The organism is Curtobacterium phyllosphaerae (genome assembly GCF_049341865.1).
Classification (GTDB): domain Bacteria; phylum Actinomycetota; class Actinomycetes; order Actinomycetales; family Microbacteriaceae; genus Curtobacterium; species Curtobacterium phyllosphaerae.
The window spans coordinates 317,996-344,769 of record NZ_JBMPIU010000003.1; the positions used below are offsets into that span (position 1 = coordinate 317,996).

Below are 26,774 nucleotides of genomic sequence, written 5' to 3' on the forward strand. Positions count from 1 at the left end.
GCGCGCCTACCGTCGGGACGACGCGACCGCGACCCGGACCGGGTCGCGACCCGACCAGAGGAGCACCCATGACCCAGATCATCGAGACCGTGGACGTCGACGTCCCCGTGCGCCAGGCCTACGACCAGTGGACCCGGTTCGAGGAGTTCCCGACGTTCCTCGACGAGGTGGAGTCGATCACGCAGGTCGACGACACGACGACCGACTGGACCGTCAAGATCGGGCCGGTCACCCGCTCGTTCCGGGCGATCATCACCGAGCAGCACCCCGACGAGCGCGTCGCGTGGACCACGAAGGACGGCGACGCGGAGCACGCCGGCGTCGTCACGTTCCACAAGCTCGGCGACGCACAGACCCGCGTCACTGCGCAGATCGACTGGGAGCCGACCGGGTTCCTCGAGAAGGTCGGGTCCGCGGCGGGCGTCGGCGGTCCCGCCATCAAGAAGGACCTGCAGAACTTCAAGGAGCGGGTCGAGTCGGCCGCACCGACCGGCGCCGGCTGGCGCGGCGACGTGGAGGCCTGACCTCCCCACATCGCCCGACACGGACGGGAGGCCCGGTGCACGCGACCTGATCAGGTCACCTGCACCGGGCCTCCCGTCTGTCCCCGTCGCGCGCGACGCAGAGTGCCGCCGGAGCTAGCCGACGCGGAGTTCCGCGGCGAGCGGGCAGTCGAACGGGTCGCGGGCCGCGAGGCCCACCCGGTTCAGGTAGCGGACGACGATGCCGTAGGACTTGACGAGCGTCGTCTCGGTGTACGGCACGTCGAGCGTGGCGCAGTGCTCGCGGACCAGGAGTCGTGCAGCACGGAGGTTCGGCCGGGCCATGCTCGGGAACAGGTGGTGCTCGACCTGGAAGTTCAGCCCGCCCATCAGGTGCGACACCCACGCACCCCCGCGGATGTTGCGCGAGGTGCGGACCTGGCGGGAGAAGAAGTCGACCTTGGCGTCGTGCGCGATGATCGGCATGCCCTTGTGGTTCGGAGCGAAGGACGCTCCCATGTAGATGCCGAACACCGCCAGCTGCACCCCGAGGAACGCCCACGCCATGCCGAACGGCAGGAACGTGAAGACCGCGCCGAGGTAGATGCCGAACCGCGCCACGAGCAGCGACGACTCGATGATCCGGTCCTTCGCCTTGCCCTTGGTGTTCTGCCCCGTGATGAGCGACCGGACGGCCACGATGTGCAGGTTGAGTCCTTCGCCCATGAGCAGCGGGAAGAACGCGTACCCCTGGCGCTGAGTCAGCCAGCGGACGAGCCCGGAGGTCTTCGCGGCGTCCTCCTCGAGGAACGAGATGGTGTCCGGCGCGATGTCCGGGTCCTTGCCGACCGTGTTCGGGTTCCCGTGGTGGCGGGTGTGCTTGTTCATCCACCAGGAGTAGCTCAGCCCGGCGACGAACACCCCGAGGTACCGGCCGGTGTGGTCGTTCCACTTCTGCGAGGCGAAGATCTGGCGGTGCGCGGCTTCGTGGGAGAGGAACGCGAACTGCGTGAAGAGGATGCCGAGCGCCCCGGCGACGATGAGCTGGTACCAGGAGTCGCCGAGCACCGCGAAGAGCACGAACGCGGCGGCGAGCGTCGCGACGAGCACGCCGAAGACGCTCCAGTAGAAACCCGTCCGGCGCTGCAGGAGGCCCGCGTCCTTGACGAGCGCGAGGATCGCCGAGTACGACGACGTGCCGTTCGGGGCGCCGTCGCGCGGGCGGGTCTTGATGAAGCCGGATGCTCGGGTGATGCGGACCGCAGCGGTCGTCTGGGCTGCGAGGTCGGTGGGGACCGAGATGAGCGCCGCGGGGCGGCGTCCGGCGGACTCGGCTGTGCCGCGTCCGGAGATGAGCGGATTGGTCGTCATGGCGACTGCTTCCGTCGGGAACGGCCCTTCGGCCGACGTCGAGTTCCCGCGTGTGCGGTTGCCCAACCGTAGGTGCAGTGGCTGTGTGTCTGCCGCGCGCCGCGCGGTCGTCACGGAACGGATCGGTTCCCTACACTCGAACCCGACGCCGACCCCCGCCCGAGAGGACGACATGAGCACGATCGACGACGCCGCCCGGTCCCGCGCACGCTTCGACCGTGCCCGAGACGACGTCAGCGGCGCGGTGGACGCCGACCTCCGTCGCGACGTCGGGGTCCTCGGCAACCTGCTCGGCCGGGTGCTCCGCGAGTCCGGCGGCGACGCCCTGTACGACGACGTCGAGACATTGCGCGCCGCCGTCATCGACGCGTACGAGGGCCGTGCGGACGACGCCGTGGACCGCGCTCAGGCGTTCGTGGCGGGCCTCGACCAGGAGCGCGCCGAGGAGGTCGCCCGGGCGTTCACGTGCTACTTCCACCTGTCGAACCTGGCCGAGGAGCACCACCGCGTCCGCGTGCTCCGGACCCGCTCGGACTCCTCCGGCGCAGCGGCCGACTCCTTCTCCGCGACCCTCGCCCGGCTCGTCGACGAGGTCGGTGCCGACGCCGCGGCGGAACGACTCGCGAACCTGCGGTTCCACCCGGTGCTCACCGCCCACCCGACCGAGGCCCGACGCCGGGCGGTCGCGACCACCATCCGCCGGATCGCCGACCTGTTGGACGCGCGCGACCGACCCGGCAACGAGGTCGCGGCCGCGGAGACCGAGCGCCGGATGCTCGAGGAGATCGAGACGCTCTGGCGCACCTCACCGCTCCGGACCACCCGGCCGACGCCGCTCGACGAGGTCCGCACCGCGATGAGCGTCTTCGACCAGACGCTCTTCGAGATCGTGCCGGAGGTCTACCGGCTGCTCGACGACCGGTTGCTCGGCGTCGACGCCGGACGGCGCCCGGTGCGCGCGCCCGCGTTCCTCCGTCTCGGCACCTGGATCGGCGGCGACCGCGACGGCAACCCGCACGTCACGGCGGCGGTCACCCGGCAGGCCGCCGAGATCGCCGCCGAGCACGTCCTCCTCGGGCTCTTCCGTGCGACGAGCCGCATCGGTGCCACGCTGACGCTGAGCGACCAGGACACCCCCGCGTCGGCAGCGCTCGCGGAGCTCGCCGCGGCCCAGCACGGGCTCGACGCGGACGTCCACGACCAGATCGGGATCCGGTCGCCGCAGGAGGTCCATCGACGCGTCCTGCTGTTCGCCGCGGCGCGCATCGACGCCACCCGGCGCGGCGACACCCCGCTCGCGTACGGCACGCCCGACGAACTGCTCGCCGACCTCCGCACCGTCCAGGACTCCCTCCGGGCTGCAGGCGCGCACCGCACCGCGAACGGCGAGCTGCAGAACCTGGTCTGGCAGGTCGAGACGTTCGGGTTCCACCTCGCCGAGCTCGAGGTCCGTCAGCACTCCCAGGTGCACCGCGCAGCACTCGAGGACGTCCGCGCGGCAGGTCCGACGTCGGACCGACTCGACCCGATGACCGTCGAGGTCCTCGCCGTGTTCGCGACCATCGCGCACCTGCAGACCCGCTACGGCGTGCACGCGGCCCGCCGGTACGTCGTGTCCTTCACCCGGTCGGCCGAGGACCTCGCGAACGTGCACGCCCTCGCCGAGGCCGCCGCCGAGCGGCACGGGATCGCCGTGCCGGTGCTCGACGTCGTCCCGCTGTTCGAGACCTTCGCGGACCTGCACGCCGCACCCGGGATCCTCGCCGAGGTCGTCCGCACCGAGGCCGTCCAGGCCAGGCTCGCGGCCACCGGCCGACAGCTCGAGGTCATGCTCGGGTACTCGGACTCGTCGAAGGACGTCGGCCCGGTGTCCGCGACGTTCGCGCTCCACGATGCCCAGGCGCGGATCGCTGCGTGGGCGCAGGAGAACGACATCGACCTGACGCTGTTCCACGGTCGTGGTGGGTCCCTCGGCCGTGGCGGCGGTCCGGCCAACGAAGCGGTCCTCGCGCAGCCGCCGGGATCCGTCGACGGCCGGTTCAAGATCACCGAACAGGGCGAGGTGATCTTCGCGCAATACGGCGACAAGACGATCGGCGCCCGGCACATCGAGCAGATGGCCGCCGCCGCCCTGTTCGCGTCCAGCCCGTCGAACGAGGCGGTGACGTCGGCCGCCGCGGAGCGCTTCGGGGCGTTGGCGCAGCGCATGGACGACGTCTCCCGGGCGGCGTTCTTCGACCTCGTCGAGGCCGACGGGTTCGCGCCGTGGTTCGCGACCGTGACCCCGATGGAGGAGATCGGGCTGCTGCCGCTCGGCTCCCGTCCGGCCCGGCGGGGGTTGTCGGTCGAGTCGCTCGAGGACCTCCGGGCGATCCCGTGGGTGTTCTCCTGGACGCAGGCGCGCATCAACCTCGCTGGGTGGTACGGCCTCGGTTCGGCGCTCGCCGCGGTCGGCGACGTCGAGGTCCTGCAGGACGCCTACCGGTCCTGGCCGCTGTTCTCGGCGATGATCAAGAACGTCGAGATGTCGCTCGCGAAGACCGACGAGGCGATCGCGCGCGAGTACCTCTCCCTCTCCGACCGCGACGACCTCGCGGCGAAGGTCCTCGACGAGATGGCACTCACCCGCAAGTGGGTCCTCGCGACGAGCGGCTCGGCGGACGTCCTCGCCGCCCGGCCGGTGCTCAGCCGCGCCGTCCGGCTCCGCAGCCCCTACGTCGACGCCCTGTCGCACCTGCAGCTCCGGGCGCTCCGCGCGATCCGCGGCGGGGACCCCGCGGCAGGGCGCGACCCGGACGACGCCGACCACCGGCTCCTCCTCCTCACGGTGAACGGGATCGCGGCCGGCCTGCAGAACACGGGCTGACGCCAGACCGGGTCGTCCTCGTCGGGCATAGCCTGGGCGCATGACGGCGAGGACGACGGGGGAGCGGATCGTCGCGAGGCTCCCACCGATCCTCCCCCTCGCGCTCATCGTCGGGGTGTCGCCGTTCGCCACGGACATGTACATCCCGGCCCTGCCGGCGATCGCTCGCGAACTACACACGACCACCGGCACGGTGCAGCTCTCCCTGACGGCGTTCCTCGTCGCGTTCGCGGTCGGCCAGGTCCTCGCCGGGCCGATCAGCGACGGCATCGGACGGCGGCGGATGCTCCTCGTCGGCACCGCCGTGTTCGCGCTCGCCTCGGTGGTCTGTGCGCTGTCGCCGGACATCGGCACGTTCCTCGTCGCGCGGGTGCTCGAGGGGCTCGCCGGGGCGATGGGCACGGTCGCCGGACGGGCGATGGTGACCGACGTGGCAGGACCGACCGTGCTCGCACGGGTCTTCGGCACGCTCGCCGCCATCAACGCCGTCGGGCCCGTCGTCGCGCCACTCGCGGGCGGAGCGCTCCTCACCGTCGGCACGTGGCGGCTCATGTTCGTCGTCCTGGCCGCGTTCGGGGCGGTGCTCTTCGTCACGGTGCTCCTCCGGTTCCCCGAGACACTCCCGCACGACCGACGCGGCGGGGTCGGCATCGGCGCCAACCTCCGCCGGATGGAGTCGCTGCTCCGCATCCCGCGGTTCCGGTGGTACCTCGTGACGGGGTGCCTCTCGACGATCGGGTTCTTCGGCTACATCGCGACGAGTTCCTTCGTGTTCCAGGAGCAGTTCGGCTTCAGCGAGGGGCTGTACACGATCGTGTTCGCGACGAACGCGACGATGATGATCGTCACGACCCTCGTGTTCCGGCGGATCGTCGGGCGGGTCGACGAGGACCGGTTGCTCGTCATCGGCCTGCTCGCCGGGACCATCGGGGCGGCGGGGGTGTTCGTCGGGGCGGTGGCCGGGCTCGGGGCGGCGGTGGTGTGGCCGTCGCTGTCGCTCGTGACGGCCGGGTGGGGCTTCGTGCTCCCCGCAGCGGCGACGCGGACGCAGGCCATCGGCCGGGCGGTGCCGGGGACGGCCGCGGCGCTGCAGGGCGGCCTGACGTTCGGGCTCGGCGGGCTCGGGACGCCCCTCGCCGGGGTGCTCGGCGGGACGGCGGTCGCGATGGGCGTGGTGATGCTCGGGTTCATCGGACTCGGTCTCGCGTCCCAGCTGTGGGCCCGGCACCGGGCCGGGTGAGCGGCGCGGGGGCCCGCTACGACGTGCGTCCGCCGCGCAGCAGCTCCGCGAGCACCGGCAGGGTCGCCGCGTCCTCGTGCTGGCCGCCGCCCTCGTGGCCGTTGAACGGGTACACGGTGATCTCCTTCGGTCCCGCGTAGGCGTTGTACGCCGCGAAGACCGTCGACGGCGGGCAGATCGGGTCCATCAGGGCGGTGGAGAACCACGCCGGCGCGGTGGCCCGCCGGGCGTGCACGACGCCGTCGAAGTAGGCGAGCGTGGCGAGCACCTGCTCGGTCCGGGGACGGTGCACCGCGAGGTACCGGCCGATCTCCTTGTACGGGTCGTTGTCCGTGACGACGACCGCCCGCGGGAAGTCGCAGAGGAACGGCACGCGCGGGAACACGCCCGCGAGCCCCTCGACGAGTCCGGCGACGGCGATGGCGAGACCGCCGCCCTGGCTCACGCCGAGGACCGCGACGCGCTCGGCGTCGACGAGGTCGATCGCCCGTGCGGCGTCGACCGCCCGCACCGCGTCCGTCGTGAGGCGGCGGTGGTAGTAGGTGCCCGGGGACTCGATGCCGCGGGTCATCATCCCGCCGACCGCGGGGCCCGAGCCGACCGGGTCCGCCGTGTCGCCGACCGCCCACCCGGCGCCCTGGCCCCTCGTGTCCATGAGCAGGTGCGCGTAGCCCGCGGAGGCCCACAACAGCCGCTCCGTCGGGAGTCCGCGGCCGCCGTTGTAGCCGATGTACTCGACGACCGCCGGCAACGGGCCGTCGGCACCCGCGGGGACGGTGAGCCACGCCCGCACCGGCTGGCCGTCGTGACCGGCGAAGGTCACGTCGAACACGCTGAGCGTCGTCAAGCCGGCGTCGACGGGGACGAGGCGGACGTCGATCGGGAACGCGCGAGCGGCGGACAGCGTCGCGGTCCAGAAGGCGTCGAAGTCCGGCGGTTCGACGACACTCCCGGTGTAGGAGCGGAGCTGGTCCTCGGGGAGATCGGTAAACAACGGCGTGCCTTCCTCGGTGCGGTCGGACCACGGTATCGTGGCTCCGTCCACGACGACGGACGACACCGGGGGAGCACCATGGCCGACGACCACGCGATCCCCGACGCCCCCGCGTTCCCCGTCTCGGTCGCCGACCACCCCGTCGTGCACGAAGCCGTCCGGCGCCTCGACGCCCTCGGCGACCGGCGGTTCGGCGCGACCCTCGTCCGCGCGCTCGACGACACCCTCCGGACGACGATCACGCGGATGCCCGACGGCACCGCCTTCGTCCTCACTGGCGACATCCCCGCGATGTGGCTCCGGGACTCGACGGTGCAGCTCGCTCCCTACCTCGCGCTCGTCGACGGCGACGAGTCGCTCCAGGCCCTCGTCGTCGCCGTCCTCCGGCGCCAGTACGCGCAGATCCGGAGCGACCCGTACGCGAACGCGTTCAACGCCGAGCCGTCCGGTGCCGCGCACGACCACGCCGACCTGTGCGACGACCCCTGGGTCTGGGAGGAGAAGTACGAGGTCGACTCCCTCGCGTTCCCCCTGCAGCTCGCCGAGCGGTTCACCCGGGCGACCGGACGGACGGACCACCTCGACGACGACTGGGCGGCGACGTGTCGCACGGTGATCGACCTGTGGCGCACCGAGCAGGACCACGCGGCTCGCTCCGCGTACCGGTTCGTCCGCCGCGACGTCCCCGTGACGGACACGCTGGCCCGGGACGGTGCCGGAGCCCCGGTCGGCGTGACCGGCATGACGTGGAGCGGGTTCCGTCCGAGCGACGACGCCTGCGTGTACGGCTACAACGTCCCGGCCAACCTGACGGCCGCCGCGGTGCTCGACGGTGTCGCGCGGCTCGCCACCGAGGTTCGGGGCGACGACGCGCTCGCCGAGTCGGCGTCCGAGCTCGCCGCGGAACTCCGGGAGGGCGTCGAGCGCCACGGGGTCGTGGACGGCACGCTCGCCTACGAGGTCGACGGTCTCGGCGGCGTCCTCCGCACCGATGACGCGAACATGCCGAGCCTGCTGTCCCTCCCGCTCACGGCCGGCATCCCGGCCGATGACGCCCGGTACCTCGCGACCCGGGACTTCGTGCTGTCCCCGGCGAACCCGACCTGGTACGCCGGCACCGCCGCACACGGCGTCGGCAGCCCGCACACGCCGCCGGACCACATCTGGCCGATCGCGATCGCGGTGGAGGGGCTCACGAGCCTCGACCCCGACGTCCGCCTCGAGCGGCTCCGGACGCTGCTCGACACGGACGCGGGGACGGGTGCGATGCACGAGTCGTTCCACATGGACGACCCGACGGAGTACACCCGCCCGTGGTTCTCCTGGGCGAACGCGATGTACGCCGAGCTGGCGCTCGACGTCGTCGGGCTCGGGACGCGGCGGCTCTGGGACGTCACCGCCGACTGAACCGCCCGACGGACCGACCGGACCACGGGTCGGCCGGGAGGCGCGGGGCGGTCCGGCCACGATCCTCCCGTCCGGCAGTGCACCGGTAGCCGGTTTCCGCACTGCGTCCAAGATCGGCTTCGGCCACGATGTCGTGACATGTCATGATCCTGCCGATGAGCAGCGAGCACGACCCCCGAGAACGGTTCGAGGCGGCCGGGTCGGATGCCGACGACGCGGTCGCCCTGTTCGCGGCCGAGTACCGCGGGAGCGGGTTCCGGGTCCGGGAGACCGGGGCGTTCTCGTACCGGCACACGATGATCGGCGGCGGTGGGATGCAGCTCCGCGGGTCCCGGTTCGGCGCTGCGATCGAGGGGGAGATCGAACCGGACGTCGACTACGTCGTCAACTGGCTGACGCGCGGTTCCGGCGTGTTGGACATCGGTCGCGACGAGGTCCGCATGCGCGTCGGACGGCCGCACATGTTCCCCACCGGGCGTCCCTACGGGTTCGCGCTCGCGGACGTCGAGCAGAACCTCGTCCACTTCGAGCGGCGCTTCCTCGAAGAGCTCGCGGCCGAACGTGCCGGCACGGAACCGGGACCGCTGTGGTTCGACCACCAGGCCACGCCGGACGGCGACGCGCTCGTCCGGTGGCGTGAGGCGGTCTCCGTCGCCGCGCGGACCCTCGCCGGTCGGGACGCGCCGACGCCCGTGCTGCTCACCGAGGTGTCGCTGGCCACCGCGCGGACTCTGCTCGCCACCTTCCCGCACCGCGTGCTCGCGCCCGCGACGCCGGCCGGGGGCAGGACCGGACGCGTCGGTGCCGCGGTCGAGTACATGCACGCGAACGCCGACCGGGGGATCACGACGACCGACGTCGCGCGCGCGGTCGGCCTGAGTGTCCGCGGGCTCCAACAGGCGTTCCAGCGGCAGCTCGGGGAGGCCCCGAACGCGGTGCTCCGCGGCATCCGGCTCGACCGCACCAGGGAGGACCTGCGACGCTCCGGCCCGTCCGACACGACGGTCGCAGCGATCGCACGGCGGTGGGGCTTCGGGCATCTCGGGCGGTTCTCGGCGTCGTACGCGGCCCGCTTCGGCGAGTTCCCCCGCGATACGCTGCACCGGTGACCCGGGAACCCGCCTCCGTCCGCTACGTCGTCGTCCCCGGGATCTGGAACTCCGGCGACACCCACTGGCAGACGCTCTGGGAACGGAGTTGGGGGGACCGGGCGGCCCGGATCGCTCCGTCGTCGTGGGAGCACCCGGACCGCGACGACTGGGTCGCGGCGATCGACGACGCCGTCCGGGCGAGTGCGGCGGCGGCCCCGGGCAGCGCGACGGTCATCGTGGCGCACAGCCTCGGGTGCCTCGCGGCCTGGGCCTGGCTCGAGCAGCACGACGTCGGCGGGCATGACGACGCCGTTCGGGGCGCACTGCTCGTCGCGCCGCCCGACCCGGACGCGTCCGCGTTCCCGGACGACGCGACGGGGTTCGGTGCCCCGCACGCGGCGGTCTCGACCCCGGTGCTCCTCGTCGCGAGCGCCGACGACCCGTTCTGCGCGATCGATCGGGCACGGGGGTTCGCGGCGACGCTCGGAGCGACGTTCGTCGACGTCGGCGACCTCGGTCACGTCAACGTCGCCAGCGGCCTCGGCGCCTGGCCCGCGGGACGCGACCTGCTCGGCCGGCTCCTCGGCGAGGCGGCGGACTCCTCGTCGTGACGGCGGGCACCGCGCGCTGACGAACCGGTCCGAGCGGACAGGCCGACGGGTGCCGTGGCGAGGTGCGACATGACACGGACTCCGGCGACACACCGCGGATCTCCCACAGATCGTCCGTCCCGATATTTATCATCCGCCTATGGACACGCAGCCAGGCACGCGCACGGCCCTCGTCGACCCGTTCGGCCGTGAGCTCGAGCAGTGGCTCCGCGACGCTCCCGCGACCACCTCGCCGTACATGCCGGACCTGGTCGTCCCGCCGGTCACCGGGCCGGTGCGGCGACCCGACGTCCCCGGGGACGAGATGCCCGCGGACGAGATGCCCGCGGACGAGCCGCACGGGGACGAGGTCGAGCAGCACCTGTCCGTCCCGACCGACGACCATCCCGCGGACGATGCCCCGGCCTTCCGACGCGACCGCGGTCGGCACGCGTCCGTCTGCGCCCCCTCGTTCCCGGAGCCGCCGGCGCGGATGGCCCTGGCCTTCGGCGACCTCGCGGTCGAGGTCGGCGCGTCGAGCGGGCGCACCACCATCGAACGCATCGACTTCATGGCGCAGGAACTCGACCGACGCGACGCGGACCTCGCTCGGCTCGCCGCGTGGGAGGCGCAGGTCGACGACAGCGACGACCCGGAGGTCGTCGCCGCGCGCGCGTTCGCCGCCGAGGCGTTCGCCGACATCCTGGCCGACGCGCTCGCGGAACGCACCGAACTCGCGGGCCGGGCGCGTCGCCGCGCCGCAGCGCCGCGCCTCCAGACCGCGACCGTGGGGTCGTCCGCGACCGTGGGGTCGTCCGCGACCGAGGGAACGTCCGCGATCGTGGGGTCGTCCGCGACGGGCCCCTCCTCGATCATCACGGCCACGCTCCGGACGGCACCGGACGCCGACGGCATCCTGCAGCCCGTGCTCGGCCCGCAGCGTCCGACGCCGCTCGTGCAGCCCGCGACCGGCCCGAACGCGATCCACCGGGCCGCGTTCGAGGAAGCGGTCCGCACGCACTCCGGGAACACCGGCGAGGTCCCGACGGTCTTCCCGCTCGGTCCCGTCGTCGACGAGACCCCGGCCACCACGGTCGCCACCGCGCGGCCGTCCTGGTGGGCGCGGTTCGTCGCCCGTCTGCTCCGCGTGGTGCGCCGCTGACGGCTGGCGGACCGGTCGTCGTCGGGCGCCGGTCCGGCCCCGGGGCGCTCGTCGGTAGACTCGGTCCGTGCCAACGCTCCGTGAGGTCCTCGATGTCGTCGACACGCTCTGGCCGCTCGGCGGTGCGGAGTCGTGGGACTCGGTGGGGCTCGTCTCGGGCGATCCGGACGCGGTCGTGGAGCACGTGCACCTCGCCGTCGATGCCGTCCCGGCCACGGCGCGCGAGGCCGTCGCGTCCGGCGCCGACCTGCTCCTCGCGCACCACCCGCTGCTGTTGCGCGGCGTGACGACCGTCGCCGAGTCCACCGCCAAGGGCGCCGTGGTGGCGACGCTGATCCGCGGCGGGTGTGCGCTCGTCGCGGCCCACACGAACGCGGACGTCGTCGCCACCGGCACGTCGGCGGTGCTCGCGGACGCGATCGGGCTCACCGAGCAGCGCCCCCTCGAACGCGGCGCCGACGCGGACGGTCTCGGCCGGGTCGGCGTGCTCGCCGAACCGACCACGCTCGGCGCCCTGGCACGACGCCTCGCCGACGTCCTCCCGGCCACGGCCTCGGGCGTCCGGGTGTCGGGCGACCACGACCGACCGATCCGCACCGTCGCACTCTGCGCGGGCGCGGGCGACTCGCTGCTCCGGAACGCCGAGGTGCTCGCAGCGGACGTCTACGTGACGAGCGACCTCCGGCACCACCCGGCGTCCGAGTTCCGCGAACAGGCGATGCTCACCGGCGGGCCGGCGCTCGTCGACACGTCCCACTGGGCGACCGAGTGGCTGTGGCTCGACGTCGCCGCAGCCGAACTGCGGGCCGCGGCCGGTGTGCGCGTCACGGTGAGCGACCTCCGGACCGACCCGTGGGACTTCGCGGTGCTGCCCGTCCAGACCTCCACCCACACCGAAGGAGCCTCCGCATGAAGGCAGCCCCGGAGGACCAGGTCCTCCTCCTCGACCTCCAGCGCCACGACAACGACGTCACGCGCATCGCCCACCGCATCACCGCGCTGCAGAAGGGTGCGGAGCTCGCCGAGCTCGGACAGCGGACCGCCGCCGTCCGTTCCGAGTACGGCTCGGCGACCGGCGACGTCGAGGACGCCGAGCGCGACCTCGCCCGCCTCGAGTCGGACTCCGCCACCGTGCAGGCGCGCCTGGAACGGGACACCACCCTGCTCCAGCACGCCTCGAGCAGCAAGGACGTCGCCGGGCTCGAGAGCGAGATGTCGAGTCTGCAGCGTCGCCTCGGGGACCTCGAGACCAGCGAGCTCGAACTCATGGAGCGGATGGACACCCTCCGTGCCCGCGTCGGCGACCTCGGCACGCAGCTCGCCGAGCTCGACGCGCGCCAGGCGACCCTCGCCAGGAACCGCGACAGCGGCATCGCGTCGCTGACCGAGGACCGTGCGCACATCGAGGCGAACCGGGCGGCGATCGCCGACCGCGTCCCCGCCGACCTGTTGGCGCTGTACGAACGGCAGCGTGCCCGGTACGGCTTCGGGGCGAGCCTGCTCCAGGGTGGGGTGTCCCTGGCGTCCGGGGTCGCGCTCGGCTCGTCGGACCTCGCCGCGGTCCGTGCGTCCGCGCCGGACGACGTCCTCCTGTGCCCCGACAGCGAGGCGATCCTGGTCCGCACGGACGAGTCCGGGCTGTAGCGGTCCCGCCAGCCGGTAGGCTGCTCTCTGCAGACGGGTCGGTGAGGCGGTCGCGTCACCTCTCCGGAGGTGCCGAGGAACGTCCGGGCTCCGCAGAGCAGGGCGGTGGGCAACACCCACCCGGGGCAACCCGCGAGACAGTGCCACAGAGAACAGACCGCCGTCGGGGCAACTCGGCGGTAAGGGTGAAACGGTGGTGTAAGAGACCACCAGGGGTCCGGGTGACCGGATCCGCTCGGTAAACCTCGCCCGGAGCAAGGTCAGACAGAGGACGTCGAAGCTGCTCGCTGAGTCCTCGGGTGGACCGCTGGAGGCCGACGGCGACGTCGGTCCGAGATAGATGGCCGTCACCGCCGCGAGAGCGGCGGGACAGAACCCGGCGTACGGCCGGCCCGTCTGCACGAACCCCGCATCCGCGGGGTCCGCATCCGCGGGGTCCGCACGCGGGGCGCCGCCGCCGGGTTCCCTCGGCGTCAGGCCTTGGACCCCGAGGCGAGCGCCGCCGCGCCGATGATGCCGGCGTTGTTGCGGAGCGTCGCGGGGATGATCTTCGCGTGCAGGTCGAGGAGCGGCAGGAATTCCTCGTGGTGCTTCGAGATGCCACCGCCGACCACGAAGAGCTCGGGGGAGAGGTACGCCTCGAGGTGCGAGTAGTACTTCTGCAGGCGCTTCGCCCAGTGCTTCCAGGACAGGTCGTCGCGCTCCTTGGCGGCGTAGGAGGCCTTCGTCTCGTAGTCGACGCCGTCGATCTCGATGTGTCCGAGCTCGGCGTTGACGATGAGCACGCCGTCGTTGATCAGCGCGGTGCCGATGCCGGTCCCGAGCGTCGTCATGATGACGAGCCCGTCGACGCCCTTGGCCGCCCCGAACTGCTGCTCGGCGAACCCGGCGGCATCCGCGTCGTTGACGAAGTGGATCTGCCGGCCGAGCTCCTTCTCGAACAGTGCTTCGGCCTCGAAGCCGATCCACTTCTTCGACACGTTCGCCGCGGACATCGTCCGGCCCTGCTGCACGACCGCGGGGAAGCAGACGCCCACCGGGGCATCCGCGTCGACGCCGAGCTCGTTGACGATCTCGACGACGACGGCGACGATGTCGTGCGGCTTGCCGCCGTCCGGGGTCGCCTTCTTGATCCGATCGGTGGTCAGCTCGCCGGACTCGGTGTCGACGATCGCCCCCTTGATGCCCGTGCCGCCGATGTCGACGCCGACCGCGAGAGATGCCATGGTGTGTTGCCTTCCGGGAGGTCCAGCTGGGAGGGGAGGGGGTCAGGAGACGGTGAGGAGCTCGACACCGCGCTCGGTGACGAGCATGGTGTGCTCGAACTGCGCGGTGACGGACTTGTCGCGGGTGGAGACGGTCCAGTCGTCCGCCCAGATGTCCGCTGCGATGCCGCCGAGGGTGAGCATCGGTTCGATGGTGAACACCATGCCGGTCTCGATCACGGTGTCGTACTGCGGGGCGTCGTGGTGGGGGATGATGAGCCCCGAGTGGAAGGCACGACCGACGCCGTGGCCGGTGTAGTCGCGGACGACGCCGTAGCCGAAGCGCTTCGCGTAGGACTCGATGGCCCGGCCGATGACGTTGACCTGGCGACCGGGGGCGACGGCGCGGATGCCGCGGTGCATGGCCTCCTCGGTGCGTGTCACGAGGTCCTGGACCTCCTGGGACGCGCTCCCGACGATGAACGTGCGGTTCGTGTCGCCGTGCATGCCGTCCTTGTAGGCGGTGACGTCGATGTTGACGATGTCGCCGTCCTCGAGCACGGTGTCGTCGGGGATGCCATGACAGATGACCTCGTTGACGCTCGCGCAGAGCGACTTCGGGTACCCGCGGTAGCCGAGCGTCGACGGGTAGGCACCGTGGCCGACGATGAACTCGTGGCCGATCCGGTCGAGCTCGTCGGTGGTGACCCCGGGGACGATCGCGGCGGCGACGGCGTCGATCGCCTGGGACGCGATCCGGCCCGCCGTGCGGATCCGCTCGACCTCGTCGGGGGTGTACGTGTCGCCGAGGCCGTGCTCGTGTGGTTCGACCCGGCCGACGTACTCCGGCCGCGCGATGCCCTGCGGGACCTGGCGGAGGGGGGAGATCCGGCCGGCGGTCAGGTGTCCGTGTTCGTCCCGGGGCATGGTGACGAGTCTAGCCAGCGCGACGGGGCGGCTCGGTCGCGGTCCGTCCGCTATGGGTACGCTCTGGCGCATGAGTGACGAGCGCATCGAGTCCCAGTGGTGGTTCAACGACAAGACCGGCCAGGCCGAGCAGGGCCCGCAGTCCCCGCAGCGCGACCGGATCGGTCCGTTCGCGACGCGCGAGGAGGCCGAGCACGCCCTCGACCGCATCGCGAAGAACAACGAGCAGTGGGACGCAGAATCCTGACGATCGCTGACGCGACCAGATGACGGAGTGGAGGGACGGTGCGGGCATGCACCGTCCCTCCCGTCCGTCGGTGGCCTACTCGAAGGACTCGGGCCGGTACGTGATCGGCAGGCGGCGGTCGCGGCCGAAGGCCATGCCGGAGATCTTCGGGCCGATCGCACCCTGCCGGCGCTTCCACTCCGAGCGGTCGACGAGCTTCGTGATCTCGGCGACGGTGTCGGCGTCGAACCCGTCCGCGACGATGTCCGCCGCACCCTGCGCCTTGGTGATGTAGCGGTCGAGGATCGCGTCGAGCACCGGGTACGGCGGCAGCGAGTCCTCGTCCTTCTGGTCGGGGCGGAGCTCCGCCGACGGCGGCTTCGAGATCGAGTTCTCCGGGATCGGCTCGGTCTGCCCGAGGCTCGCCGCGTGCGCGTTCCGCCAGCGGGCGAGGTCCCACACCATGGTCTTCGGGACGTCCTTGATCGGGGCGAACCCGCCGACCGAGTCGCCGTAGATCGTCGAGTAGCCGACGCTCAGCTCGGTCTTGTTGCCGGTGGTGAGCACGAGGTGTCCGTCGAGGTTCGACAGCCCCATCAGGACGAGTGCGCGGGCGCGGGCCTGGATGTTCTCCGCCGCGAGCCCGGTGAGGTGCAGCTGGTCCTCGTACGGCCGCACGAGGTCGACGATCGCCTCGGTCCGGTACTGGACGCCGAGGCGCTCGGCGACGTCGTCGGCGTCGGAGCGCGAGTGGTCCGAGGACCACTGCGACGGCATCGAGACGCCGAACACGCTGTCCGGGCCGATGGCGTCGACGGCGATCGCGGCACACACCGCGGAGTCGATGCCGCCGGAGAGCCCGAGGATGACCGAGCGGAACCCGTTCTTCCGGACGTAGTCGCGCGTCCCGAGGACGAGCGCGTCCCAGATCTGCCGGAGGTCCTCGGTCTCCACGGCGATGTCGGCGGGACGCGCCGGACGGTCGCCGGGTCCCCGGTCACCCGCGGTGGTGTCCGGGGCGTCGAGGCTGACGCGCTGGACGTCCTCCGTCACCACCGGATCGGTCGCGGCCGCGGGCTCGACGTCGACGACGAGCAGGTGCTCCTCGAACCGCGGTGCCCTGGCGAGGATCGTGCCGTGCTCGTCGACGACGACACTGTCGCCGTCGAAGACCAGGTCGTCCTGGCCGCCGACGATGTTGACGTACGCGACGACGGTGTCCGACTCGGTGGCCCGGCGGGTGACGAGGGGGAGTCGGACCTCGTCCTTGTCGGCCACCCACGGGGACGCGTTCACGACGAGGAGCAGCCCCGCGTCGGCGTCGAGCACGCGGGCGACCGGGCCACCGTCGCGCCAGAGGTCCTCGCAGATGATGATCGCCACGTCGACGTCCGCGATGCGTGCGACCAGGAGGTCGTCGCCGGGGATGAACACCCGGTACTCGTCGAACACGGAGTAGTTCGGCAGGTGGTACTTGGCCGTCGTCGCGACGACGCGGCCGTGCTGCAGGATGCTCGCGCAGTTCTTCGCGATCGCGGTCGGCGCCGTCGAGACGTCGACGGCACGCGGCTCGAAGGGTCCGTCCGGGTGGCCGACCACGACGGGGACGTGGCCGAGGCCTGCTTCCTCGAGGCGACGTGCGAGGGTCTCCACGGCCTCCCGTGCGGCACGGAGGAACGACGGCCGGGACGCGAGGTCCTCGATGGGGTAGCCGGAGATCGCCATCTCGCCGGCGGCGACGAGGTCGGCGCCCTGCGCCGCCGCGTCCCTGGTCGCGGCGAGGATGCCGTCCGCGTTGCGTGCGAAGGCCCCGACGACGGGGTTGGTCTGGGCGAGCGCCAAGCGGAGTCGGGGCATGACCACTACCCTAGTGAGGACCGCGGGGAGCGTCCCGCGTGCTGTGGGAGAGGGCGTTGATGGACAAGCAGACGGACTTCGTGCTCCGCACCATCGAGGAGCGCGGCATCAAGTTCATCCGACTCTGGTTCACGGACGTCATCGGCACGCTCAAGTCCGTGGCGATCGCTCCCGCCGAGGTCGAAGGCGCCTTCGCCGAGGGCATCGGGTTCGACGGCTCCGCGATCGAGGGCCTGACCCGCTCCTACGAGGCCGACGTGCTCGCGCACCCGGACCCCTCCACGTTCCAGATCCTGCCCTGGCGCGGCGAGGTCGACCCCACCGCCCGGATGTTCTGCGACATCACGACGCCGGACGGCCAGCCCGCCGTCGCCGACCCCCGCAACGTACTCAAGCGGACGCTCGCCCGGGCCGGGGAGCGCGGGTTCACGTTCTACACCCACCCCGAGGTCGAGTTCTACCTGCTGAACTCGCGGAACCTCAAGCACGGCAAGCCGGACCCGGTGGACAGCGCGGGGTACTTCGACAACGTCCCGGGCGGGAGCGCGCACGACTTCCGTCGTCGGTCCGTCCGGATGCTCGAGGACCTCGGCATCTCCGTGGAGTTCAGCCACCACGAGGCCGGCCCCGGGCAGAACGAGATCGACCTGCGCTACGCCGACGCCCTGACGACGGCCGACAACATCATGACCTTCCGCACCGTGGTGAAGGAGGTCGCCATCGAGCAGGGCGTCTACGCGACGTTCATGCCGAAGCCGATCTCCGGCCAGCCCGGTTCCGGGATGCACACGCACCTGTCCCTGTTCGAGGGCGACCAGAACGCCTTCTACGAACCCGGTGCCGAGTACCAGCTCTCGACGATGGGGCGCCAGTTCATCGCGGGGCTCCTCAGGCACGCGCCTGAGATCACCGCCGTCACGAACCAGTTCGTGAACTCCTACAAGCGGCTCTGGGGCGGCGACGAAGCCCCCTCGTTCGTGACGTGGGGGCACAACAACCGATCGGCGCTCGTACGTGTCCCGTTGTACAAGCCGAACAAGGGCCAGTCGAGCCGCGTCGAGTACCGCGCCATCGACTCCGCTGCGAACCCGTACCTGGCGTTCTCGTTGCTCCTCGCGGCCGGCCTCAAGGGCATCGAGGAGGGCTACGAGCTCCCGGCCGAGGCCGAGGACAACGTCTGGAGCCTCACCGACGCAGAGCGCCGTGCCCTCGGGTACAGCCAGCTCCCCGCGAGCCTCGACCACGCGCTCAGCCTGATGGAGGACTCCGAGCTCGTCGCGGAGACGCTCGGGGAGCAGGTGTACAACTTCGTGCTGCTCAACAAGCGGCAGGAGTGGAAGGCGTACCGCGACCAGGTCACGCCGTTCGAGCTGGACACGAACCTCGGGATGCTCTGAGGCCTCCGGGCCCCCATCGGACGGATGACATGAGCGACACCACGACGACGGCGTCGAGGAGCGTGCTCGCCCGGCTCGGTTTCGCCGACCTGTCGGAGAGCCGGGACCGGATCGCGGCACTCCAGGCGCGGACCGACCTCGCGGCTCCGTTCCGGGTCGTCGAGTGGCCGGAGCTCTGGGGCCAGACCGCCGACCCGGACGGGGCGCTCCGTGCGGTCGACCGGCTCCTCGAGGTCGCGCCCGGCGCGATGCACGCGATCCTCGCGGACGACGCGGCGACCGAGCGGCTCGTGCGGCTGACGGGCGCGTCGGTCGGTCTCGCGGACTTCCTCCACCGACGCCCCGCCGAGCTGACGCTCCTCCTCGAGCCGGTCATCGCACCGTGGACCCAGGACGCGTACCGCGACTCCCTGGCGGCCGCGGTGGACGGCGGGACCGGAGAGGAGGCGCGACTCCGGTTGCGGGTCCGGTACCGCCGCCACCTGGCGCAGATCGCGTTGTTCGACGTCCTGAGCCTGTCCGCGACCGCGGCGTTCCCGGCCGTCGCCAGGGGGCTCGCCGACCTCGCCGGGGCGGCGCTCGACGTCGCGGTCGACATCGCGCGACGCGAGGTCCCGTTCCCCGCGGCGGAGGTCCGGGCGACCCCGCTCGCGGTCATCGCGATGGGCAAGGCCGGCGCGCGGGAGCTCAACTACGTCAGCGACGTCGACGTCATCTTCGTGACCGAGCCGGTCGCGGCCGACGACGCCGCGGGCACGCCCGCGATCGGCACGGACCGGGCGGTCCTCATCGCGACGCGACTGGCCATCGCGGCGACGCACGCGATCACCGACCTCGCCGTCGAACCCGCCCTGTGGGAGGTCGACGCGAACCTCCGGCCGGAGGGCAAGGACGGGGCGCTCGTCCGCACCCTCGACTCGCACCTGGCGTACTACGGCCGGTGGGCGCGGCAGTGGGAGTTCCAGGCGCTCCTCAAGGCGCGGGCGATCGCGGGCTCCGTCGAGCTGGGGGAGCGCTACGTCGAGGCCGTCGCACCGTTCGTCTGGCGGTCGTCGGCATCCCCGGGGTTCGTCGAGTCGGTGCAGCACATGCGGGAGCGGGTCACCCACCACATCCCGGACGACGAGGTCGATCGGCAGCTGAAGCTCGGTCCGGGCGGACTCCGCGACGTCGAGTTCACCGTCCAGCTCCTGCAGCTCGTGCACGGCCGGACCGACGACACCGTGCGGCAGCGCGCGACGCTCGACGCGATGGCGGCGCTCACCGAGGCCGGGTACGTCGGTCGTCCCGAGGCCGCGCGGTTCGGCCCGGACTACGCGCTGCTCCGCGTGCTCGAACACCGCATCCAGCTGCGGCGGCTCCAGCGGACGCACCTGATGCCCTCCGACGAGGAGGACCTGCGGATCCTGGCACGGTCGAGCGGCCTCGCGGTCGGTGCCGCCTCCCTCGTCGAACGGTGGCGCGCCGTGAAGCTCGAGGTGCGCGGGCTCCACGAGCGGCTGTTCTACCGCCCGCTCCTCTCCGCCGTGGCGTCCACGACCGAGGACGGCATCGTGCTGACGAGCGACCAGGTGCGCGATCGCCTCGCCGGCGTCGGGTTCCTCGACCCGGACGGCGCGCTCGACCACATCCGGGCGCTGACCCAGGGCGTGTCCCGGCGTGCCACGATCCAGCGGACCCTCCTGCCCGTGCTCCTCCGGTGGATGGCGGAGGGACCGGCCCCCGACCGGGCGCTGCTCGCGTTCCGACGACTCAGCGACTCCCTCGGCGAGTCCAACTGGTTCCTGCGGATGCTCCGGGACTCCTCCGGCGCCGCGCACAGCCTCATGACGGTGCTGTCGGAATCGGCGTTCCTGTCCGGGCTGCTCGAGCGCATCCCGGAGGCGGCGCGGTGGCTCGACGACCCGGAGGCCCTCCGGCCGCGATCGTCCGCCTCGCTCCTCGCCGAGGTCGCCGCGACGCTTGCGCGGCACCGCGACGACGACGACGCGGCGGCGGCGACCCTGCGCGCGGCCCGCCGACGCGAGACGCTCCGGCTCGGCATCACGGCGGTGATCGGCCGGATCCGGGTGACCGACCTCGGCACCGCGCTCACCGACGTGTCCGAGGCGATGCTCACCGGCGCGCTCGCCCTGGCCCGTCGGGGCACTCCGGACCCGGTCCCGGCCGTGGTCGACGCCTCGCCCGCCCCGTTCGAGTTCGGGATCGTGGCGATGGGCCGGTTCGGCGGACGGGAGCTCGGGTTCGGGTCGGACGCCGACATCCTCTACGTCTACCGGGCCGACGGGTGGGACCGGCAGGTCGCCGCACAGGCCGCCGCGCGCATCGTGACGCGCATCAACCGCTTCACCGAGGACGCGCTGTTCCCCTTCGACCTCGACATCGACCTGCGGCCGGAGGGGAAGAACGGCACGCCGGTGCGCACGCTCGAGTCGTACGCGGCGTACTACGCGCGGTGGTCGCTGACGTGGGAGGCGCAGGCGCTCCTCCGGGCTCGTGGCGCCGTCGGTGACGAGCGGCTGCTCCGGAACTTCGAGCACCTCGCCGACCTCACCCGGTACCCGGAACGGATCGGCGCGCAGGAGGTCCGCGAGGTGAAGCGGATCAAGGCCCGGGTGGAGTCCGAGCGGCTGCCGCGCGGCGCCGACCCGGCACGGCACCTCAAGCTCGGCCGCGGGTCACTGAGCGACGTCGAGTGGTTCGTCCAGCTCCTCCAGCTCCGGCACGCGCTGGACGTGCCGGGTCTCCGCACCACGGCGACGCTCTCGGCGCTCCGGGCGGCCGCGACCGCCGGGCTGGTGCTGCCGGTGGACGCCGAGCGGCTGGAGGCGGCGTGGCTGTTGGCGTCGCGGGCGAGGAGCGCGCTCGTCCTGTGGTCCGGCCGGACGACCGACGTCCTGCCGTCGGATCGTTCCCAGCTCGACGGGGTGGCACGGTTGCTCGAGTACCCGCCGGGGTCGGCGTCCGAGCTCGAGCAGGACTACCTCGCCACCACACGACGGGCGCGGCAGGTGTTCGAGCGGGAGTTCTACGGGCGGCCGGACGACCAGCCGACACCCTGAGGACCCGTCCGACACGCCCGGGATGTCAATTTCGGGTGGCGGGCGGCGAGGCTCCCGAGGTTAAATCCTCGTGTCGGGAACCGTCCCCCGTTCCGGCGGGACCTGTACCCCTGCTCATCGTGCGTCCGGCACTGTGGGCAGGTTCCGACCTCGATGACGGCCACCGCGCAGGATTCCACCCCCGAACGGGGCGCATGGCAACGCCGGAACGCCGCCTGACCAGGGGTTTTCGGGATGGCTCGAGCCTGAGGGGACCCTCCGGTCGCGTCGGTCTGAGTCCGGGACCGGCTCCCGGCGTGTCCTCCGATCTGCCGTCAGCACCACGGTGGACAACCGATGTGGACAGAACGGTGGACTGACATGTACCCCGTAACGCGTTGGTAACACCCCCGTGTGCGGGCCGCGTTGCGGGATGTCGCACCCGCCGGGTCAAATGGAGGCACCCGAACCGACCCCGATTTCCCGATGGTGCGAAATCTCCCCCTCGAACGTTGAAGCAGGGATCGATGTTCACTTTCATCCTCCAGATCCGACAGATGGTCGACGGTCACCCGGAGTTCTACCTGTTCGCCGTGTACTCGGCGATCATCTGGGTGCTCTGGATCGCCAAGGTCGTCCTCTCCGCCCGCTACCGCCCGTTCACCGGGACCTACACCGGCACGACGAGCGTCGTCGTGCCGGTCGTCGACGAACCCCTCGACCTGTTCCGCGACGTCATCGGCCGCATGGTCGAGCAGCGTCCCGGCGAGATCATCGTGGTCATCAACGGGAAGCCGAACGAGGGCCTCGTCGAGGTGTGCGAGGAGTTCGCGCCGCTCGTCACCTGGACCCACACCCCGATCCCCGGCAAGCGCAACGCCGTGGCGATCGGGACCGAGATGTCGACAGGCGACATCACGATCCTCGTCGACTCCGACACGGTCTGGACGTCGGGCACGCTCGAGGAGCTCGTCAAGCCGTTCGCGGACGAGTCCGTCGGCGGTGTCACCACCCGCCAGCGGATCCTCGAGCCCGAGCGCAGCTGGATCACCCGGTGGGCGGACTGGCTCGAGAACTCCCGGGCCCTCTACTCGATGCCGGCGCAGAGCGTGCTCGGGCAGATCGGGTGCCTGCCCGGCCGGACGATCGCGTTCCGGCGGAACATCCTCGCCCGGGTCATGGACAAGTTCATGACGGAGAAGTTCATGGGCGTGTTCCTCGAGGTCTCCGACGACCGGACGCTCACCAACCTGACGTTGAAGGAGGGCTACCGGACCGTCTACCAGTACACGTCGCTCGTCTACACGGACGCGCCCCTGCAGGTGAAGAAGCTGTTCAAGCAGCAGCTCCGGTGGGCCCGCGGTTCGCAGTACAACACGCTCCGGATGCTGCCGTGGATGCTCGGGCACGCCCCGGTCCTCGCGGCGTTCTTCCTCACCGACATCATCCTGCCGTTCATGCTCTTCGGCGTCATCGCGGGGTGGATCTACCGCGCGTTCACCGGGCAGGGCGAGAACCTGTACCAGGGCATCCTCCAGCAGTACGGGTTCTCGACGGGGTTCGTCTACGTCGCCGCGCTGATGGTGGTCTCGAGTGTGCTGAGCATGGCGATCCGGCAGATGCGGCACCTCGCCGAGAAGCCGTCGGACTTCTTCCGGCTCCCGATGTTCATCATCGTCTCCACCTTCTTCCTGATGCCGATCCGGCTGCTGGGCTTCTTCCGGCTCGCCCACGCGAGCGGCTGGGGGACCCGGGCCGGCGCCTACGCCGGTGGCCCGATGGAGTCCGGACCGGCCTCGCCGGTCCCCGGGATGGACCAGACACCGGTCAGTCCGATCGACCGGATCGACGAGGTGCGTCAGCCCGCCGTCGACGACGAGTTCGACGCGATGTTCGGGTTCGCGGCACCGCGCCCGGCCGTGTCCGCGGACGCGGACGTCACCACCCGATCCACCGCCACGGCGCTCGCCACACGTCGCGAGACCACCCGCGAAGCCCGCATCGCGCGGAAGGCCGCCGTGACACCGGCCAAGCGCGTCAACCCCTACGCGGTGATCCCGTACCTCATCGGTGCGGCGATCCTCGTCCTGGAGGCACTCACCATTGTCTAGTCCCATGCACCACACCGCATCGTGGTGGGCCCCGTCGAGCAAGCACGCCAAGCGCACCGCCGTCGGGACCGCCGCGATCGTCGTCGCCCTGTCCCTCATCACCTGGACCGTCTGGGCGTCCCCGTCCGGCCCGGTGAGCACTGCGGTGCACCACGCACTCGGCGTCGACACCGCCGCGGAGAAGACCGCCCGGAAGGCCGCGACGGCGGACGCACTGCAGGTCAAGCTCGACGCCGCGCAGCAGCAGATCTGGAAGCTCGAGGGTCAGCTGCACACCGCGAACACCTCCGGGGCCTCCCGCGCCGAGCAGATCGCGACCCTCCAGCAGCAGCTCCGATCCGCGCAGTCCGCACTCGGGAGCGCGAAGGCGGCCGCCGCGAGCATCGGCACGGGCGGCGCCGGAGCAGCCGCCGGGAGCAGGGCCGGAGGAGCGTCGCACACCGTGACCGCCGGCACCAAGCCCGCGGCGACCGGGACCGCCGGACCGTCCCGGACCCCAACGGCGAGCACACCCGTGGCACCGACCAAGGCCGAGGTCCTCGCGCAGCAGTCCCGCTGGTACGGGCTCTACACGGCGCAGTCGCCCTTCAACTGGGCCGAGTACGACCAGGTGTCCCGACAGGTCGGGACCGCCACGAACATGGACGGGTACTTCCAGGGCTTCGACCAGGCGTTCAACGCGAGCGCCGTACAGCGCTCGTGGGCGAACGGCCGCCTGCCGGTGATGACGTGGGAGACCACGCCGGCCCTGTCCGGGAACGACGCGCCGTACGTCGCCGGCTACACGAACGCGGACATCATGGGACCGGCGTTCAAGGACTACATCACGCAGTACGCGAAGGCGGTCGCCGCGAACGGGCAGCCGATGGTCATCCGGTTCGACCACGAGATGAACGGCACCTGGTACAACTGGTCCGAGGGTGCGCCGCGGAAGGACCCCGTCACCGGAGCCGTCACCTACCCGAACGCCAAGGGCAGCTACGTCGCGATGTGGCAGTACGTCCACACGATCTTCCAGGAGCAGGGCGCGAACGACTACGTGATCTGGGACTGGTCCCCGTCACGCATCGACAAGCTCGGCAACAAGGACCGGATGACGCCCGCGTACCTCGCTGCCTACTACCCGGGCCCGGAGTACGTCGACTGGGTCGGGATGAGCGGGTACTACCGCAGCGCGACCGAGACGCCGACGTTCGCGAACACGTTCGGCGCGACCCTGGCCCAGGTCCGCGGCATCGCGCCCGGCAAGGGGATCTTCCTCGCCGAGATCGGCGCCACCGAGTCCGGGACGACCACGCAGAAGGCCGCGTGGCTCAGCTCCCTCTTCGACGCCCTGGCGGACCCCGCGAACGACGACGTGATCGGCTTCGCGTACTTCAGCGAGGTGGCGACCACTTACGTCGACGGCGTCCGGAGCACCAACGACTGGCGTCTCAACTCCCGCCCGGACAGCCTCGCGGCGTTCGCGGCCGGGATGCGGCGAACCGACACCAACTTCGACCTGCAGGAGGTCACGCAATGACGAACGACACCGACTCGACATCCGCGGACACGCGGCCGGCACCCCGCATCAGCGTCATCGGCACCGGCTACCTCGGCGCCACGCACGCGGCGGCGATGGCCGAGATGGGGTTCGACACGATCGGCGTCGACGTCGATCCCGCAAAGCTCGCCGCCCTCGCGGCCGGCAAGGTCCCGTTCTTCGAGCCCGGGCTCCCCGAGCTCATCACGAAGCACGTGGCGACCGGCAGGCTCCGGTTCACCGCGGACATCGCCGAGGCGGTCGCCGCGAGCGACGTGCACTTCATCTGCGTCGGCACACCCCAGCGCGCGGGATCGCACGCCGCGAACTTGACGTACGTCGAGACCGCGACGCGGAACGTCGCCGAGAACCTGACGCACCCCGGCCTCATCGTCGGCAAGTCGACGGTGCCGGTGGGGACCGCGGCGCGGCTCCGGACCCTCGTCGCGGAGTTCGCGCCGCAGGGCATCGAGGCTGAGCTGATCTGGAACCCCGAGTTCCTGCGCGAAGGCAAGGCGGTCGAGGACACGCTCCGCCCGGACCGCCTCGTCTGGGGCGGGGCGTCGCCGGCCGCCGACGCCGTCATCCGCGAGGTCTACGCCGAGCCGCTCGCCACGGGCACGCCGGTCATCGCGACGGACCTGGCGACCGCCGAGCTCGTCAAGGTGAGCGCGAACGCCTTCCTCGCGACGAAGATCTCGTTCATCAACGCCATCTCCGAGCTGTGTGACATCGCCGGGGCGGACGTCAGCACGCTGGCCGACGCGCTCGGCCACGACGAACGGATCGGTCGGAAGTTCCTGAACGCCGGTCTCGGGTTCGGTGGTGGCTGCCTCCCGAAGGACATCCGCGCCCTCATGCACCGCTCGACCGAGCTCGGCGCACAGCGTGTCGTCGGACTCATGCAGCAGGTCGACGAGATCAACATGGGGCAGCGGCAGCGGGTCATCGACATGGCGATCGAGGCCGCGCAGGGCTCCGTCCTGAACCGTCGGATCGCGGTCGTCGGCGCGGCGTTCAAGCCCCTGACCGACGACGTCCGGGACTCGCCGGCGCTCAACGTCGCCGCGGCGCTGCACCTCCGCGGTGCGCAGGTCTCGCTGTGGGACCCGGAGGCGGTGGAGACCGCACGGCGGAGCTTTCCGACCCTGACGTACTCCGACACGATGGCGGGTGCGATCGAGGGCGCCGACATGGTGCTGGTGCTCACCGAATGGGACGACATCATCGGGGCCGACCCGGTCGCGCTCGCGACGATCGTCGGCCGTCCGGTCGTCATCGACGCCCGGAACTGCATCCCGGTCGCGGACTGGGTCGCAGCGGGCTGGACGGTGCGGTCCCTGGGTCGGGCCACCCCGGTCACGGGTGCACCCGTGAGCGTCGCCGCCGGAGCGTCGGACCTCCTCGCCACGTCCCGCTAGTCGGGCACCGGGCCCGGCCGGGTCCCGGCCGGGCCCTGCTCCCGCGAGTGAGCAGCAATCGTCGCCTCCGGGCCCCCCACCCGACGATTGCTGCTCACTCACGGGGTGCAGGTGGGCGCCACCACCGAACTGGAGGCACGGGGCGGCGCCGACCCGCGCCTCCCGTCCGGTTCCTGCTCGCCGTGCGGCCGACCGCCACCAACGAGGAAGGGCCCCGCAA

General features: G+C 71.8%; 20 protein-coding genes and 1 other RNA gene. 16 read left to right on the forward strand and 5 right to left on the reverse strand.

Annotated features, from left to right (window positions below):
- Positions 1-68: 68 nt before the first annotated feature.
- Positions 69-524 carry an SRPBCC family protein gene (locus ACO0E0_RS07155; RefSeq protein ID WP_422870710.1) on the forward strand — a complete coding sequence of 152 codons (456 nt, stop codon included), beginning with the start codon at positions 69-71 and terminating at the stop codon, positions 522-524.
- 114 nt (positions 525-638) lie between these two features.
- On the opposite strand, the gene ACO0E0_RS07160 is transcribed toward ACO0E0_RS07155, so the two are convergent.
- Positions 639-1,853 carry a fatty acid desaturase family protein gene (locus tag ACO0E0_RS07160; RefSeq protein WP_422870711.1) on the reverse strand — a complete coding sequence of 405 codons (1,215 nt, stop codon included), beginning with the start codon at positions 1,851-1,853 and terminating at the stop codon, positions 639-641.
- 172 nt (positions 1,854-2,025) lie between these two features.
- Here ACO0E0_RS07160 and ACO0E0_RS07165 point away from each other — a divergent pair, with 172 nt between their 5' ends.
- Together ACO0E0_RS07165 and ACO0E0_RS07170 are read left to right on the forward strand one after the other, a co-directional pair.
- Complete coding sequence (locus tag ACO0E0_RS07165) at positions 2,026-4,719, forward strand: phosphoenolpyruvate carboxylase (protein ID WP_422870712.1); 2,694 nt, start codon at positions 2,026-2,028, stop codon at positions 4,717-4,719.
- 40 nt (positions 4,720-4,759) lie between these two features.
- The gene (locus ACO0E0_RS07170; RefSeq protein ID WP_422870713.1) at positions 4,760-5,959 is read left to right on the forward strand and encodes a multidrug effflux MFS transporter; all 1,200 of its coding nucleotides are present in this window, start codon (positions 4,760-4,762) and stop codon (positions 5,957-5,959) included.
- Positions 5,960-5,975: 16 nt separating this feature from the next.
- Here the strand turns inward: ACO0E0_RS07170 and ACO0E0_RS07175 are convergent, their stop codons facing one another.
- Entirely contained in the window at positions 5,976-6,953 is a 978-nt protein-coding gene (locus ACO0E0_RS07175) for an acetylxylan esterase (protein WP_422870714.1), read from the reverse strand.
- A gap of 78 nt (positions 6,954-7,031) precedes the next feature.
- Here ACO0E0_RS07175 and ACO0E0_RS07180 point away from each other — a divergent pair, with 78 nt between their 5' ends.
- The 7 genes from ACO0E0_RS07180 to rnpB all read left to right on the forward strand — a co-directional run bounded on the left by ACO0E0_RS07180 (position 7,032) and on the right by rnpB (position 13,246).
- Positions 7,032-8,360, forward strand: coding sequence for a glycoside hydrolase family 125 protein (locus tag ACO0E0_RS07180; RefSeq protein ID WP_422870715.1), 1,329 nt, complete (start codon positions 7,032-7,034; stop codon positions 8,358-8,360).
- Positions 8,361-8,515: 155 nt separating this feature from the next.
- On the forward strand, positions 8,516-9,469 hold the full coding sequence (locus ACO0E0_RS07185; protein ID WP_422870716.1) for a helix-turn-helix transcriptional regulator: 954 nt from the start codon (positions 8,516-8,518) through the stop codon (positions 9,467-9,469).
- The gene (locus tag ACO0E0_RS07190) at positions 9,466-10,062 is read left to right on the forward strand and encodes an RBBP9/YdeN family alpha/beta hydrolase (RefSeq protein WP_422870717.1); all 597 of its coding nucleotides are present in this window, start codon (positions 9,466-9,468) and stop codon (positions 10,060-10,062) included. Before ACO0E0_RS07185 ends, ACO0E0_RS07190 begins: the two co-directional genes overlap by 4 nt.
- 139 nt (positions 10,063-10,201) lie before the next feature.
- The gene (locus tag ACO0E0_RS07195) at positions 10,202-11,203 is read left to right on the forward strand and encodes a hypothetical protein (protein WP_422870718.1); all 1,002 of its coding nucleotides are present in this window, start codon (positions 10,202-10,204) and stop codon (positions 11,201-11,203) included.
- 67 nt (positions 11,204-11,270) lie between these two features.
- Positions 11,271-12,116: a Nif3-like dinuclear metal center hexameric protein gene (locus tag ACO0E0_RS07200; protein ID WP_422870719.1), complete on the forward strand. Its 846-nt coding sequence runs from the start codon at positions 11,271-11,273 to the stop codon at positions 12,114-12,116.
- Positions 12,113-12,847 carry a zinc ribbon domain-containing protein gene (locus tag ACO0E0_RS07205; protein WP_422870720.1) on the forward strand — a complete coding sequence of 245 codons (735 nt, stop codon included), beginning with the start codon at positions 12,113-12,115 and terminating at the stop codon, positions 12,845-12,847. Before ACO0E0_RS07200 ends, ACO0E0_RS07205 begins: the two co-directional genes overlap by 4 nt.
- 34 nt (positions 12,848-12,881) lie before the next feature.
- An RNA gene (gene rnpB, locus ACO0E0_RS07210) (RNase P RNA component class A) lies at positions 12,882-13,246 on the forward strand.
- A gap of 74 nt (positions 13,247-13,320) precedes the next feature.
- Here rnpB and ppgK read toward each other — a convergent pair.
- On the reverse strand, positions 13,321-14,073 hold the full coding sequence (gene ppgK, locus ACO0E0_RS07215; protein WP_422870721.1) for a polyphosphate--glucose phosphotransferase: 753 nt from the start codon (positions 14,071-14,073) through the stop codon (positions 13,321-13,323).
- 42 nt (positions 14,074-14,115) lie between these two features.
- The gene (gene map, locus ACO0E0_RS07220; RefSeq protein WP_422870722.1) at positions 14,116-14,979 is read right to left on the reverse strand and encodes a type I methionyl aminopeptidase; all 864 of its coding nucleotides are present in this window, start codon (positions 14,977-14,979) and stop codon (positions 14,116-14,118) included.
- 70 nt (positions 14,980-15,049) lie between these two features.
- Here map and ACO0E0_RS07225 point away from each other — a divergent pair, with 70 nt between their 5' ends.
- Positions 15,050-15,226, forward strand: a complete 177-nt coding sequence (locus tag ACO0E0_RS07225) for an SPOR domain-containing protein (protein ID WP_422870723.1) — start codon at positions 15,050-15,052, stop codon at positions 15,224-15,226.
- A 75-nt stretch (positions 15,227-15,301) separates the two neighbouring features.
- Here ACO0E0_RS07225 and ACO0E0_RS07230 read toward each other — a convergent pair whose 3' ends face one another.
- Positions 15,302-17,062 (reverse strand): NAD+ synthase, encoded by a 1,761-nt coding sequence (locus tag ACO0E0_RS07230; protein ID WP_422870724.1) that lies wholly within the window; start codon positions 17,060-17,062, stop codon positions 15,302-15,304.
- Between the two features lie 59 nt (positions 17,063-17,121).
- On the opposite strand from ACO0E0_RS07230, the gene ACO0E0_RS07235 reads away from it, so the two are divergent.
- The 5 genes from ACO0E0_RS07235 to ACO0E0_RS07255 all read left to right on the forward strand — a co-directional run bounded on the left by ACO0E0_RS07235 (position 17,122) and on the right by ACO0E0_RS07255 (position 26,554).
- Entirely contained in the window at positions 17,122-18,459 is a 1,338-nt protein-coding gene (locus tag ACO0E0_RS07235; protein ID WP_422870725.1) for a glutamine synthetase family protein, read from the forward strand.
- 29 nt (positions 18,460-18,488) lie between these two features.
- Complete coding sequence (locus ACO0E0_RS07240; protein WP_422870726.1) at positions 18,489-21,521, forward strand: bifunctional [glutamine synthetase] adenylyltransferase/[glutamine synthetase]-adenylyl-L-tyrosine phosphorylase; 3,033 nt, start codon at positions 18,489-18,491, stop codon at positions 21,519-21,521.
- Between the two features lie 506 nt (positions 21,522-22,027).
- Positions 22,028-23,611: a glycosyltransferase family 2 protein gene (locus ACO0E0_RS07245; RefSeq protein WP_422870727.1), complete on the forward strand. Its 1,584-nt coding sequence runs from the start codon at positions 22,028-22,030 to the stop codon at positions 23,609-23,611.
- Between the two features lie 4 nt (positions 23,612-23,615).
- Positions 23,616-25,133, forward strand: a complete 1,518-nt coding sequence (locus ACO0E0_RS07250; RefSeq protein ID WP_422870728.1) for a glycoside hydrolase family 26 protein — start codon at positions 23,616-23,618, stop codon at positions 25,131-25,133.
- Entirely contained in the window at positions 25,130-26,554 is a 1,425-nt protein-coding gene (locus ACO0E0_RS07255) for a UDP-glucose dehydrogenase family protein (RefSeq protein WP_422870729.1), read from the forward strand. The genes ACO0E0_RS07250 and ACO0E0_RS07255 overlap by 4 nt, the downstream gene beginning before the upstream one ends.
- Positions 26,555-26,774 lie beyond the last annotated feature (220 nt).